Raw genomic sequence first — 13,042 nt, 5'->3', positions numbered from 1 at the left:
TTGCGGAAAATTCCGGCTCCGGCATGTGCCGGTGCAGGGCTGCGCGAATCGGCCGCCTGCCGCGGGCGATTCGCGGCCAGCCGTCCGCGGCCGGGCCGCGGGGCTGGACATCCACCGCCGCTCAGCGGCCTGCCAGGTGCCGGCGATGGAGCAGCACGAGCAGTCCGAGCAGCGCCAGCGCGGTGAATGTGGCGCCTGCCAGGAACGTGGCCGGCGGGCCGATGCGCTGCCACAGTTCGCCGGCCAGCACGCTGGCCAGCAGCAGGGTCACGCCGCACACCAGGTTGAACATGCCGAACGCGGTGCCGCGCAGCGAACCCGGCGCGGCGTCGGCGATCAGCGCGGCCAGCAGGCCCTGGGTCATGCCCATGTGCAGCCCCCACAGCATCACGCCGACGGCCAGGCCGGGCAGGCCGCCGGGCAACGCCAGCACCAGGTCGGCGAGCACCAGCACGCCGAAGCCGGCGGCCAGCAGCGCCCCGCGGTCGACGCGATCGGCGAGCCGCCCGAACGGGTAGGCGGCCAGCGCATAGACCACGTTCATCAGCACCAGCACCAGCGGCATCCACATCAGCGCAAGCCCCAGTTCCTGCGCGCGCAGCACGAGAAACGCCTCGCTGAAGCGCGCCAGGGTGAACACCCCGGCCACCGCCACCACCCACCAGTAGCGCGCCGGCAGGCGCGCCAACTCGGCGCGCGCCAGCGGCATGCGCGCCGGGCGTGCGGTGGTCCTGCGCGGCGCCTCGCGCACGCCGAGCGCGATCAGCGCGAACGCGCCGACCGCCGGCAGCACCGCCACCCAGAACACCAGCGGGATGTCGTCCCTGCCCAGCCACATCAGCGCGATCGCCAGCAAGGGGCCGAGGTAGGCGCCGGTGGTGTCGAGCGACTGGCGCAGTCCGAACGCCGCGCCGCTCATGCCCAGCGGCACCAGGTCGGCGATCAGCGCGTCGCGCGGCGCGCCGCGGATGCCCTTGCCGACGCGGTCGACGAAGCGCGCCGCCAGGATCCAGCCCACCGATTGCGCCAGCGGGAACACCGGCTTGGTCAGCGCCGCCAGGCCGTAGCCGATCGCGGCCAGCAGCTTGCGCCGGCCCAGCCAGTCCGACAGCGCGCCGGAGAACACCTTGATGATCGACGCGGTCGATTCGGCGATGCCCTCGATGAAGCCCACCGCCAGCGTCGAGATGCCGAGCGTACCCACCAGGTACACCGGCAGCAGCGCGTGGATCATCTCCGAGGAGATGTCCATCAGCATGGAGACGAAGCCCAGCGCCCAGATGCTGCGCGGGATGCGCCACGGACCGGGGCGCGGGTAGCCGTTCATGTCGTGCTGGCGGGCGCCCATGGCCGCGTGCTCAGCGCGACAGGTCGATCGCGTAGGTGGCGGTGCCGTCGCCGTGATCCTTCAGCTCGCGGACATGATCCAGCCCGTCGGACTTCGCGATGCCGGCCTTGCCGCTGGCGCTGGTGAACACCACCGGGCCGGCGGTCTGGAGCTTGGCGAATCGCCAGGAGCGGGCGGGCAGGTCGCGTGCGCCGATCGCGCGATGCCTTTCGATCCAGCGCGCCACGATCTCGCGCGTGCCGTCGGGCGCGGCCAGCACGATGTTGCTGCCGTCGAGGCCGGGAAAGCGGCCGCCGCCGCTGGCGCGGTAGTTGTTGGTGACCATGATGAAGGGCTGGTCGGGCCGCACCGGCTTGCCCTCGTAGGTGAGCGACACGATGCGCTGGCCCGCCGGTTTCGAGACGTCGATGACGTAATGGATGCCGCCCTGCATCTGGTCGAAGTTGAAGCCGGGGAAGTGCGTGTTGATCAATGCCTGCGGCGCGTTCTTCGCCGGATCGATGTGCTGGAAGCGCCTGGCGGATTCCTCCAGCCAGGCCTTCACGCCGGCGCCGTCGGTCCGCACCGCGGCGAGCGTGTTCGGGTAGAAGTAGAGATCTGCCGCGCTGCGCAGGGTGAGCGGACCGGGTGCCACGTCGGTGTAGTCGTCCGGGCCGCCGAAGCCGGTGCGGAACGCGGCGGCGGCGGAGAGCACGGGCACGTTCGCGAGCTCCGGATGCAGGCGCGGCAGCTCGGTGCGCACGTAGTCGCGTTGCGCGGCGTTGACCACGGCCAGCGCCGTCATGTCGCCCTCGTCGGCGAAATAACTGGACAGCCGCAGTTCGCTGCGGCCGATCGGCGTGTTCACGTAGGCCACCGCGGCTTGCTGCACCTTGGCCACCAGCGGCGCGATGGCGGGGTCGGACGCCACGCAGCTGGCGGCGTCGCCAGGCTTGCTGCAGATCGGCCGCACCTCGCTGTGCGTGCGGCCCTTGTCGACTATCCAGCGTCCGTCCCGGCGATCCAGCGCCAGCTCGACGACGCCCAGGTCCTTGCCGAAGAAGCCGCCCATCACCGCGGGTACGCCGCGCACGAAGCCGCGCACGTCGTCCACGTCCTTCATGTGCGCGAAGCGCGGGCCGGGGAATTCGGTGTGCGAGTGGCCGAGCAGCATCACGTCGATGCCTGGCACGCCGGCGAGGTGCCAGCCGGCGTTCTCCATTGCGGGTGTGTACGGCGCGGTGTCGAGGCCGCCGTGCACGATCGCCACCACCAGGTCGGGATGCTGCGCCTGGATCTGCGGCAAGTACTTCTTCGCCGCCTCCACCACGCCGTCCACCGTGACCTTGCCGGCGAGGTTCTGCCTGTCCCACTCAAGGATCGGCGGCGGGGTGAAGCCGACGATAGCCACGCGCAGCGGCACGTTCTCCGTCCGACCGTCCGGCAACTGCACGGCGATGGGTTTGCTGACGATGGTCCACGGCCTGAAGATCGGCGCGCCGTCGCGCGCGCTGTCCACGTTCGCCAGCACCAGCGGGAAATGCGGGCCGTCGCAGCGCCCTCGCGCGCCGCCGTCCACGTCCATCGGCGTGCCGGTGACCTGCGAGAGCCAGCCCAGCCCGTAGTTGAACTCGTGGTTGCCGATGGTGCCGCCGTCGTAGCCGACCGCATCCATCGCGCGGTAGATCGCCAGCTCGCGGTCGCAGGGCATCTTCTGCACCTGCGCCTGCCAGTCGGCCAGCACCGAGCCCTGGATGGTGTCGCCGCTGTCGAACAGGAAGTGGTTCGGGAACTCCTTGCGCGCCGCGCCGATCAGGGTGGCGGTGCGGTCGAAGCCCAGCGTGGGGTCGGCCTTCTGCTTGTAGTAGTCGTAGCCGAGGATGTTGGAGTGGATGTCGGTGGTTTCCAGGATCGCCACCGTGGCGTGCGTGCCGTCGGGCAGGGCGGGTGTGCGCACGGGTTGCCGGGCGCAGCCGGCGAGCAGGGCGGTGGCGAGCAGGGCGAGGCTGGTGCGACGAGGGAACATGACGGGATCGCATATGTGCATGAAGCCGGCACGCTAGCAGAACGATGTGACGAACGGGCAGGCCGCACCGCATCGCGACTGGAGCGATGCCGGTGCGATGCGCTGCGGCATGACGCGGCGCTTTGCCGCCCACGCGGGAAACCGCGACAATGGCGCGCTGGCTTCGCGCCATTCCCCCATCGCCGTCAGAGAGTCCCGCCGACCATGTCCGACACGCCGAAGATCATCTACACCCTCACCGACGAAGCGCCGTTCCTCGCCACGGCGTCGCTGCTGCCGATCGTGGAGGCGTTCGCCGCCACCGCGGGCATCGCGGTGGAGACGCGCGACATCTCGCTGGCCGGACGCATCCTGGCGCAGTTCCCGGACCGCCTCAAGGACGGCCAGAAGATCGGCGACCACCTCGCCGAGCTCGGCAAACTGGCCACCACGCCGGACGCGAATATCATCAAGCTGCCGAACATCAGCGCCTCGGTGCCGCAGCTGAAGGCGGCGATCAAGGAGCTGCAGGCGCAGGGCTACGCGCTGCCGGACTACCCGGACACGCCGCAGAACGACGCCGAGAAGGACGCCAAGGCGCGCTACGACAAGGTGAAGGGCAGCGCCGTGAACCCGGTGCTGCGCGAAGGCAACTCCGACCGTCGCGCGCCGCTCTCGGTGAAGAACTACGCGCGCAAGCATCCGCACAAGATGGGCGCGTGGAGCGCGGATTCGCGGACCCACGTGGCGCACATGGACGACGGCGATTTCTACGGCAGCGAAAAGTCCGTGGTGGCGGACGCGCCGACCGCGGTGAGGATCGAATGGTTCGGCAAGGACGGCTCCGGCAAGGTGCTGAAGGAAAAAGTCGCGCTGAAGGCCGGCGAGGTCCTCGACGCGGCGGTGATGTCGCGCCGCGCGCTGGCCGCCTTCATCGACGCGCAGGTCGCCGACGCCAAGGCCAGGGGCGTGCTGTTCTCGGTGCACCTCAAGGCCACCATGATGAAGGTCTCCGACCCGATCATGTTCGGCGTGGTGGTGGGCGAGTTCTACAAGGACGTGCTGGCGAAGCACGCCGACGCGCTGAAGCAGGCCGGCTTCGACGCCAACAACGGCATCGGCGACCTGTACGCGCGCCTCGGCAGCCTGCCGGTGGAGACGCAGGCGGCGATCAAGGCCGACATCGCGGCCGAGTACGCCAGGCGCCCGCAGCTGGCGATGGTGAATTCCGACAAGGGCATCACCAACCTGCACGTGCCTTCGGACGTGATCATCGACGCCTCGATGCCGGCGATGATCCGCGACTCCGGCAAGATGTGGGACGCCGAAGGCAAGCAGCAGGACACCAAGGCGGTGATCCCCGACCGCTGCTACGCCGGCGTGTACCAGGCGGTGATCGAGGACTGCAAGGCGCACGGCGCCTACGACCCCACCACGATGGGCAGCGTGCCCAACGTGGGCCTGATGGCGCAGGCGGCCGAGGAATACGGTTCGCACGACAAGACGTTCCAGATCGCCGCCGACGGCGTGGTGAAGGTGATCGACGAGTCCGGCAAGGTGCTGCTGCAGCACGAGGTGGAAGCCGGCGACATCTGGCGCGCCTGCCAGACCAAGGACGCCCCGGTGCAGGACTGGGTGAAGCTCGCGGTGAGCCGCGCGCGGCTGTCGAGCACCCCGGCGGTGTTCTGGCTGGATCCGCAGCGCGCGCACGACCGCGAGATCATCAAGAAGGTCGAGCGTTACCTCAAGGACCACGACACCGCAGGCCTCGACATCCGCATCCTCGATCCGGTGGCGGCGACGAAGTTCTCGCTGGAGCGCATCCGCCGGGGCCAGGACACCATCTCGGTCACCGGCAACGTGCTGCGCGACTACCTCACCGACCTGTTCCCGATCATGGAGCTGGGCACCAGCGCCAAGATGCTGTCCATCGTGCCGCTGATGGCCGGCGGTGGCCTGTTCGAGACCGGCGCCGGCGGCTCAGCGCCCAAGCACGTGCAGCAGTTCCTCGAAGAGGACTACCTGCGCTGGGATTCGCTGGGCGAGTTCCTTGCGCTGCAGGCTTCGCTGGAATTCGTCGGCGACAAGACCGGCGACGCGCGCGTGAAGGTGCTGGCGAAGACGCTGGACGAAGCCAACGGCAAGATCCTCGACAACAACAAGTCGCCGGCACGCAAGGTGGGCGAGCTCGACAACCGCGGCAGCCATTTCTATCTCGCCCTGTACTGGGCACAGGCGCTCGCCGCGCAGGGCGAGGATGCCGGGCTCAAGGCGAAGTTCGCCTCGCTGGCCAAGGCGCTGGCGGACAACGAGGCCGCCATCGTCGGCGAGTTGAACGGCGCGCAGGGCAAGCCCGTCGACATCAAGGGCTACTACCACCCCGACATGGCACGGGTGAGCAAGGCGATGCGGCCCAGCGCCACGTTCAATGCGGCGCTGGCAGGGCTGAAGTAGGCCAGCTCCGCTGACTGGCGAAACGGGGCGCTGCGGCGCCCCGTTTGTTTTGTCGCTTCAACGCCTGGACTGTACGGCCATGTGTACGGCAAGCCCGGCAAGCACGGTGCCCATCATCCAGCGTTGCGCGCCCAGCCAGAGTGGTCGACTGCCGAGGAATGTGGCAATGCTGCCGGCAAGTACGACGATGGCTGCGTTCACCGTGAGACTGATGCCCATCTGGGTGGTGCCGAGCACCAGCGCTTGGCTGAATACGCTGCCGTGCCCGGGGCTGATGAATTGCGGCAGCAGCGAAAGATAAAGCACCGCAGCTTTCGGATTGAGCAGGTTGGTGAGAAAGCCCATCGCAAAGAGCTTGCGAGGTTGCACGCGTTCCAGCTCGCGCACGTGGAATGGCGAGCGCCCGCCAGGACGTACCGCCTGCCATGCAAGCCAGAGCAGATAGAGCGCGCCGCCGAGACGCAAGGCGTCGTAGGCGTACGGTACGGCGAACAGCAGGGCCGTGATGCCCAACGCCGCGCACAACAGATAGACCATGAACGCCAGCGCCACGCCGCCAAGCGTAATCAGGCCGGCAACGCGGCCTTGGCAGATCGAACGTGAGATCAGGTAGATCATGTTCGGACCCGGTGTGAGCACGAGGCCGAGGGCAATCAGCGCGAAGGCAAGCAGATGGGGCGTGGTGGGCATGGCACGACTCCGAGGCAGAAGGAGGAGTGCCCAGGCGCGCGGCTGCGGTATGTTGTTCGCGCTCCCCGAGGGTGCTCCCTCTCGCGGCGCCAGTGACGCGAACGTGGAAATTATTCCGTGGCGATGGCGGCCGTTCAAGTGCCGTTGCCGTCGCCGCGGCGAACATCGCGGAACCGACACAGTCGCGATTGATGACGAGGATGAACCGGATGCGCCCCTGGATTCCGCTGCTGTGTTTCGCGCTGGCTGCACCGGTTTTGCTTGCCGCGCCGGCCCAGGTGCCGTCCTCGGCGACCACGGCGGCGCCACCGCCCGTACCTGCCGACGTGCCCTTGCTGGCGCCGGTGGTGGTCAGCGGCGTGGTCACGGGGCCGGGGCTGTGGAAGGTGAGCAGGGACGGCCACGTGCTGTGGGTGCTGGGCACGCTGTCGCCGTTGCCGGGGCACATGCAGTGGGAGTCGCATGAAGTGCAGCAGGTGCTGGCGCAGTCGCAGCAGGTGCTGCTGGAGCCGAAGATCAGGCTGAAGGCGGACATCGGTTTCTTCGGCAAGCTGTTCCTGCTGCCCTCGGCCTACGGCGCGCGCAAGAACCCCGACGGCAAGACACTGGACCAGGTGATGGACGCGCCGACGTACGCGCGCTGGCTGGCGCTGAAGAAGCAATACATCGGCGACGACCGCGGCATCGAACGCTGGCGACCGCTGTTCGCGGCGCAGGAGCTCTACAGGAAGGCGCTGAAGGCGAATGGCCTGAGCGGCGACGGTGGCGTACCGGGCGCCGTCGCCGCATTGGCGAAGCGCGACGGTGTGGCGGAAACGCCGGTGGAATACCGCGTGGAGATCAAGCAGCCGCGCGCGGCGCTCAAGGCGTTCAAGGTCGCGGCGCCCAGCGACCTGGAATGTTTCAGCCGCACGCTGGACAGCATCGAGCACGACCTGCCGGCGATGACCGCGCGCGCGAATGCCTGGGCAACCGGCGACCTCCAGGCGCTGCGCCAGTTGCCCGACAGCCACCGCCGCGACGCCTGCATCGCCGCGATCACCAGTGCCGGTTTCGCGCACCAGCTCGGCTTCGACGACGTGCCTGCGCAACTGCAGGCGGCGTGGCTGGCCGCGGCGCGCAAGGCGCTGGTGGACGATGCGAGCAGCTTCGCGCTGCTGCCGATGGACGAGCTGCTGTCGCCCACCGGCTACATCGCGAAGCTCAAGGCACAGGGCTACGCGGTGGAGCCGCCGATCGGGTTGGACGACGCTCCCGCCGCGAGCGGTGGTGCGGCGCCCGTGTCCGCGGGTTCCGCCGCGCGCTGATCAGGCCGCGCTGGCACGGTCCAGCGCGGTGATCTCGTCGGCGCCCAGCGTGAGCGACAGCGCGCCCAGCAGTTCCTCGAGCTGCGCCACGCTGGTGGCGCTGGCGATCGGCGCGGTGAGGCCGGGGCGGGCGATCAGCCACGCCAGCGCCACTTGCACGGGTGTGGCGCGATGCGCGGCGGCCACCGCATCCAGTGCGGCGAGCACGCCCAGGCCGTGCGGGTTGAGAAAGCGTCGTGCCGCGCCGCCGCGCGCGCTGCTCCTGGCGAGATCGGCCGTGCTGCGGTACTTGCCGCTGAGGAAGCCGCTGGCCAGCGCGTAGTAGCAGACCACGCCCAGGCCTTCCGCACGCGCCAGCGGTTCGAGCTCCGCCTCGTAGCCGGCGCGCCGGACGAGGTTGTATTCCGGCTGCAGGCATTCGTAGCGCGGCAGGCCGTATTCTTTCGCTACCGCCAGCGACTCGGCGACGCGGTCGGCAGTGAAGTTGGAGGCACCGATCGCGCGCACCTTGCCTTCCCCGATCAGCCGCGCGAACTCGCCCAGCGTCTCGTGCATCGGCACGCTGGCGTCGTCCTGGTGGGCGAAGTAGAGGTCGATGCGGTCGGTCTGCAGGCGCTTGAGCGAGCCCTCCACCGCCGCGCGGAGGTTGATCGGCGACAGGCCGGGGTGCTCGACCCATTTCGCCACCTTGCTGGCGATCAGCACGTGCTCGCGCTTGCCGCTTTGCTTCAGCCACTTGCCGATGATGGTTTCCGACTCGCCGCCGCGGTTGCCCGGTACCCAGGCCGGGTAGACGTCGGCGGTGTCGACCAGGTTGCCGCCGCCGTCGACGAAGGCATCCAGCAGCTCGAACGCCCTCTTTTCGTCCACGCTCCAGCCGAACACGTTGCCGCCCAGCACGAGCGGGGCGATGGAGAGCGGCGAACGGCCGAGTGGGCGGTGTGGCATGGCAGGCTCCTGATGCGGGTGCGGCCGGCGCACCATTGCCCGGCTGCGGATCGTTTCCGGAATCCGGCGATCCGCAGTTGCCTGCGTTTGCCCGGGCGGGTCGCTCAGGCGGGACCGTCGGAAGCGGTCACGACGAAATGTTGGACCAGTGGCTCGAACTCCAGCAGGTAGTCCCGATCCTCCGGGTAGTACCTGGCCTTGAGCACGTCGTCGCCGGCGAAGGCGCGGATGCTGTCCTCCGAATCCCAGTGCGTCACGGTCATGAAATGCGTGACAGCGGTCTCGTCGCGTCGAAGCACGGCGGCCGAGCGATTGCCGGAAACGGAACGGTAGTCCGGAATGGCGCGCCGCTCAAGGAAGCGCGCGTAGGCGTCGGCGCTGGAGCGCGGCACGACGCCGTGCCAGATGCGGCAGATCATGGGGTTCTCCCGTGCGGGGGGCGGGGCGGCCATAGACCCAGACGTCGTTGCGGGCGGTGCGCTCGCTGGCCACCTGCCCCGTGTTGACGACGCCGCGCGGCTCGACCAGCAATACCCTGGCCTCGCCGTCGGCGAACGGCTTGTGCTCGACGCCCCGCGGCACCACGAACATCTCGCCGGCGGCGAGCTCGACGGCGCCGTCGCGGAAATCGATGCGCAGCCTGCCGGCGAGGACGATGAAGCATTCGTCGGTGTCCGCATGGGCGTGCCAGACGAAGTCGCCCTGCAGCCGGACGAGCTTGAACTGGTAGTCGTTCATCTCGGCGACGACCCTGGGCTGCCATGGCTCGGCGAAGAGGGCGAACTTCTGCTGGAAGTTGATGGCCTGGCGGTTCATCGGCGGCTCCGTCGGCGAGGCCGGCCATGATGCGCCGGCCTCGCCGCTCACGGCGAGTTGACGGGAAACAGCCGGCGCGCGCCGCCGGCGGTGCCACGCCACGAGTTGCGGCGTTCGGCGTCGGTCGCGGTCAGCCGGCGGAACGCGCCGAGCAGGCCCAGCGGACGCTGATCCGCGCGGTCCAACTGGCGGGCGAGTTCGGGGGAATGCACATGGCCGTGCTGCAGCAGCAGGCCGACGAAGGGCGAGCGCATGGTGAATTCCTTGCAAGTGGGGTGGGGACGAGTACAAGGTAAAGCGCGGCAGGAGTCCGAAAAAGCGATATCTTCGCAAGCCTGCCTTGAGGGACATTCAACATGACCCGGCTCTCGCTGGACCTGCTGCAACAGTTCGTACTGGTTGCCCGCCACGGCAAGCTGTCACGCGCCGCCGAGCAGGCGCACCTCACCGTGAGCGCACTCAGCCACCAGATGCGCCAGCTGGAGGACCGGCTGGAGCGACGCCTGTTCGAGCGCGGTCCCCGCGGCGTCGCCCTCACCACCGAAGGCTGCCGGCTGCTGGAAGCGGTGGGCCAGCATTTCGATGGCATCGAGCACGCGCTGATGCGCTACAGCGAGCGCCGCCACGACGCGCTCACGCTCAGCGCCAGCCCCGGGATCATGTCCAGCTGGCTGGTGCCGCGCCTGCCGCGCCTGGTGGCGGCGCACCCCGAGCTGGAACTGAGCCTGCAGTCCGGTTCGACACTGGTGGACTTCGAGCGCGAGCCGGTGGACTGTGCACTGCGCTATGGCCGTGGCGAATGGCCGGGGCTGCACAGCGAGCGGCTGTTCGGCGAGTGGATCGCGCCGGTGGCCGCGCCCGCGCTGGTCGCGCGCATGGGCGACGCCAGCCGCGACGACCTCAGCGACTGGCCGCTGCTCGGCGATCCGCACCCGGCCGACCGCTGGCGCGACTGGTTCGCGAATTTCGGCGGCCGCCTGCCCGCGCGCCGCGTGGCAAATTTCGACAGCATCGACGCGGCGCGCCATGCGGCGCTGGAAGGCCTCGGCGTGGGGTTGGGCCGCATGGTCACCTCGAAATCGCTGATCGACGCCGGCCTGCTGCTGGTGCTGGGCCGCAACTACCTGCCGGTGCAGGAGGCGTACTGGCTGGTGTACCCGCCGCGCTCGCAGGAGCACCGCGGCCTGCAGAGCTTCCGCGAGTGGTTGCTGGCCGAGGCGGAGACCTACCGCGCGCAGATGTCCGCCTGGGAGCCTGGCGTGCCGCTGACCGTCGCCTGACGCGCCCTCGGCGCCGCCCTTGCGTAAAATGTCGACGGGCGGCCAGTACGCGCAGCACATCATTTCTTCCTATCGCGCTCCACCCATAAGGATCTCGTATGCAACGCACCGCCATCCTCGTCGACGGCGCCTTCTTCCTTGCCCGCTACCGCAAGGTGTGGGGCGAGCGCGACGCGAACGACGCGCGCACCGTGGCCAAGACCGTGTTCGGCATGGCGCTGGAACACCTAAAGGCGCTGGATCGCCCGCGCGAATCGCTGTACCGCATCTTCTTCTACGACTGCCCGCCGCTGGACAAGACCTTCGTGCGGCCGATCAGCGGCGACACGGTGGATTTCGGCAGGAGCGGCGCCGCCGCGTTCCGCCGCGAGTTGCACGAGCAGCTGCGCCGCCAGCGCAAGATGGCGCTGCGGCTGGGGCGGCTCGCCGAACGCGGCGAATGGAAGCTGAAATACGCCACCCTGCAGCAGTTGCGCGAGGGCGGCCTGAAGTGGGAAGACCTGCGCGACGACCACTTCGAGCCCGACATGCGCCAGACCCAGGTGGACATGAAGATCGGTATCGACATCGCCGCGCTGGCCTACAAGCAGCAGGTGGACCAGATCGTGCTGGTGGCCGGCGACGCGGATTTCATCCCCGCGGCCAAGCTCGCGCGGCGCGAGGGCATCGACTTCATCCTCGACCCGATGTGGCAGGGCATCGCCTCCGACCTGCACGAGCACATCGACGGCCTGCAGTCGGTGTGCCCGCGGCCGTTCTGAGGCGAGGGCCGGCGCATGCCCGGACCCGGCTCCATCCGTCGGGCGAAGTGCCTGATGGGCGGCAGGCCAGACATGGCGTGCATTTCCTGCGGACATGACGAGGCATGGTTTTGTGCTGATCGCGCTCAACAAGCCCTACGGCGTGCTGTGCCAGTTCACCGACGAGCAGGGCCGGCCCACGCTGGCCGACTACGTGAAGCAGCCGGGCGTCTACGCGGCCGGGCGCCTGGACCACGACAGCGAAGGCCTGCTGCTGCTCACCGACGACGGCCGCCTGCAGCATCGTCTGGCCGACCCGCGCCACAAGCAGCCCAAGACCTACCTGGTGCAGGTGGACGGCGCGATCACCGACGAGGCGCTGGCGGCGCTGCGCCGTGGCGTGCCGCTCAACGACGGGCCCACCCTGCCGGCGCAGGCCGTGCACGCGACGGAGCCGGAATGGCTGTGGCCGCGCGACCCGCCGGTGCGCTTCCGCCGGAACATCCCCACCAGCTGGCTCACGCTCACCCTGCGCGAGGGCCGCAACCGCCAGGTGCGGCGGATGACCGCCGCGGTGGGCTTCCCCACGCTACGGCTGATCCGCGTGCGCATCGGCGAGCATGCGCTGGACGGGCTGGCGCCCGGTCACGTGCGCGTGCTGGCGCGATAATGCGGCGCCGTTCCCCACGGAGTCACCGCATGGAGTTCAAGGACCACTTCTCCGGCCACGCCGCGCTGTACCGCGACGCCCGCCCGTTGCCGCCCGCCGACTGGTTCGACTGGCTCGCCGCGCAGGCGCCCGACCTGTCGCTGGCCTGGGACGCCGGCTGCGGCAACGGCCAGGCCAGCCGCGGCCTCGCCGCGCATTTCGAACGCGTGGTGGCCAGCGACCCCAGCGCCACGCAGATCGCCGCGGCCGACGCGCATCCGCGCATCGACTACCGCGTGGAACCGGCCGAGCGCAGCACGCTCGCCGCGGGCAGCGCGAGCCTGGTCGGCGTGTCGCAGGCGCTGCACTGGTTCGACCTTGACGCCTTCCACGCCGAGGTGCGCCGCGTGGCGAAACCCGGCGCGCTGCTGGCGGTCTCCGCCTACGGCAACTGCAGCGTGAGCCGCGCGGTGGACGCGGTGGAGCGCCGGCTCTACGCCGGCACGCTGGGCCCGGACTGGCCGCCCGAGCGCGCGCTGGTGGACGCCGGCTACCGCGACCTGCCGTTTCCGTTCGAGCGCGTGGACGCGCCCACGTTCGTCATGCGCGCGGACTGGAACCTCGCGCAGTTCCTCGCCTACCTGCGCTCGTGGTCGGCCGCGCAGCGGCATGCGCGGCGCACCGGCAGCGATGCGGTGGGCGCGGCGGCGCCGGAGCTCGCCGCCGCCTGGGGCGATCCCGCGCAGGTGCGCGCGGTGCGCTGGCCCTTCATCGTCCGCGTGGGGCGGGTCGGGTAGCCCCGCGCTTCCCTGCGCCGCGGGCGGGA

At 69.8% G+C, this 13,042-nt stretch carries 13 protein-coding genes and 1 riboswitch; of the genes, 6 read left to right on the top strand and 7 right to left on the bottom strand.

Features of this window, described 5'->3' with window-relative positions:
- Positions 1 to 121: 121 nt before the first annotated feature.
- Together ACQGNW_RS03050 and ACQGNW_RS03045 are read right to left on the bottom strand one after the other, a co-directional pair.
- Positions 122 to 1,348 carry an MFS transporter gene (locus ACQGNW_RS03050; RefSeq protein ID WP_426661589.1) on the bottom strand — a complete coding sequence of 409 codons (1,227 nt, stop codon included), beginning with the start codon at positions 1,346 to 1,348 and terminating at the stop codon, positions 122 to 124.
- Between the two features lie 10 nt (positions 1,349 to 1,358).
- Positions 1,359 to 3,353: a bifunctional 2',3'-cyclic-nucleotide 2'-phosphodiesterase/3'-nucleotidase gene (locus ACQGNW_RS03045; RefSeq protein ID WP_426661587.1), complete on the bottom strand. Its 1,995-nt coding sequence runs from the start codon at positions 3,351 to 3,353 to the stop codon at positions 1,359 to 1,361.
- 204 nt (positions 3,354 to 3,557) lie between these two features.
- On the opposite strand from ACQGNW_RS03045, the gene ACQGNW_RS03040 reads away from it, so the two are divergent.
- Positions 3,558 to 5,786, top strand: a complete 2,229-nt coding sequence (locus tag ACQGNW_RS03040) for an NADP-dependent isocitrate dehydrogenase (RefSeq protein ID WP_426661586.1) — start codon at positions 3,558 to 3,560, stop codon at positions 5,784 to 5,786.
- 57 nt (positions 5,787 to 5,843) lie between these two features.
- On the opposite strand, the gene ACQGNW_RS03035 is transcribed toward ACQGNW_RS03040, so the two are convergent.
- Complete coding sequence (locus ACQGNW_RS03035) at positions 5,844 to 6,476, bottom strand: LysE family translocator (protein WP_426661585.1); 633 nt, start codon at positions 6,474 to 6,476, stop codon at positions 5,844 to 5,846.
- A gap of 21 nt (positions 6,477 to 6,497) precedes the next feature.
- A riboswitch (ZMP/ZTP riboswitch) is annotated at positions 6,498 to 6,583 on the bottom strand.
- 102 nt (positions 6,584 to 6,685) lie between these two features.
- Here ACQGNW_RS03035 and ACQGNW_RS03030 point away from each other — a divergent pair.
- The gene (locus tag ACQGNW_RS03030) at positions 6,686 to 7,783 is read left to right on the top strand and encodes a TraB/GumN family protein (protein ID WP_426661584.1); all 1,098 of its coding nucleotides are present in this window, start codon (positions 6,686 to 6,688) and stop codon (positions 7,781 to 7,783) included.
- Here the strand turns inward: ACQGNW_RS03030 and ACQGNW_RS03025 are convergent, their stop codons facing one another.
- The 4 genes from ACQGNW_RS03025 to ACQGNW_RS03010 all read right to left on the bottom strand — a co-directional run bounded on the left by ACQGNW_RS03025 (position 7,784) and on the right by ACQGNW_RS03010 (position 9,801).
- Entirely contained in the window at positions 7,784 to 8,731 is a 948-nt protein-coding gene (locus ACQGNW_RS03025; RefSeq protein WP_426661583.1) for an aldo/keto reductase, read from the bottom strand.
- Between the two features lie 104 nt (positions 8,732 to 8,835).
- A complete protein-coding gene (locus ACQGNW_RS03020) occupies positions 8,836 to 9,150 on the bottom strand; it encodes a hypothetical protein (protein WP_426661582.1) in 315 nt (104 codons plus the stop codon).
- Positions 9,083 to 9,547: a cupin domain-containing protein gene (locus tag ACQGNW_RS03015; RefSeq protein WP_426661581.1), complete on the bottom strand. Its 465-nt coding sequence runs from the start codon at positions 9,545 to 9,547 to the stop codon at positions 9,083 to 9,085. The genes ACQGNW_RS03020 and ACQGNW_RS03015 overlap by 68 nt, the downstream gene beginning before the upstream one ends.
- Positions 9,548 to 9,594: 47 nt before the next feature.
- Positions 9,595 to 9,801, bottom strand: a complete 207-nt coding sequence (locus ACQGNW_RS03010; RefSeq protein WP_426661580.1) for a hypothetical protein — start codon at positions 9,799 to 9,801, stop codon at positions 9,595 to 9,597.
- A 102-nt stretch (positions 9,802 to 9,903) separates the two neighbouring features.
- On the opposite strand from ACQGNW_RS03010, the gene ACQGNW_RS03005 reads away from it, so the two are divergent.
- The 4 genes from ACQGNW_RS03005 (at position 9,904) to ACQGNW_RS02990 (ending at position 13,013) form a co-directional block, all read left to right on the top strand.
- Positions 9,904 to 10,827, top strand: a complete 924-nt coding sequence (locus tag ACQGNW_RS03005) for a LysR substrate-binding domain-containing protein (RefSeq protein WP_426661579.1) — start codon at positions 9,904 to 9,906, stop codon at positions 10,825 to 10,827.
- 98 nt (positions 10,828 to 10,925) lie between these two features.
- Positions 10,926 to 11,588 (top strand): NYN domain-containing protein, encoded by a 663-nt coding sequence (locus tag ACQGNW_RS03000; protein ID WP_426661578.1) that lies wholly within the window; start codon positions 10,926 to 10,928, stop codon positions 11,586 to 11,588.
- A 112-nt stretch (positions 11,589 to 11,700) separates the two neighbouring features.
- Positions 11,701 to 12,237, top strand: coding sequence for an rRNA large subunit pseudouridine synthase E (locus tag ACQGNW_RS02995; protein ID WP_426661614.1), 537 nt, complete (start codon positions 11,701 to 11,703; stop codon positions 12,235 to 12,237).
- 29 nt (positions 12,238 to 12,266) lie between these two features.
- Positions 12,267 to 13,013 carry a class I SAM-dependent methyltransferase gene (locus ACQGNW_RS02990; protein ID WP_426661577.1) on the top strand — a complete coding sequence of 249 codons (747 nt, stop codon included), beginning with the start codon at positions 12,267 to 12,269 and terminating at the stop codon, positions 13,011 to 13,013.
- The last annotated feature ends 29 nt before the right edge of the window (positions 13,014 to 13,042 follow it).

Origin of the sequence: Rhodanobacter aciditrophus (assembly GCF_050026795.1) — a bacterium.
In the GTDB taxonomy this organism is placed as follows: domain Bacteria; phylum Pseudomonadota; class Gammaproteobacteria; order Xanthomonadales; family Rhodanobacteraceae; genus Rhodanobacter_A.
The sequence above is the reverse complement of the archived record's forward strand: the minus strand, read 5'-3'. Positions and strand labels throughout refer to the sequence as shown.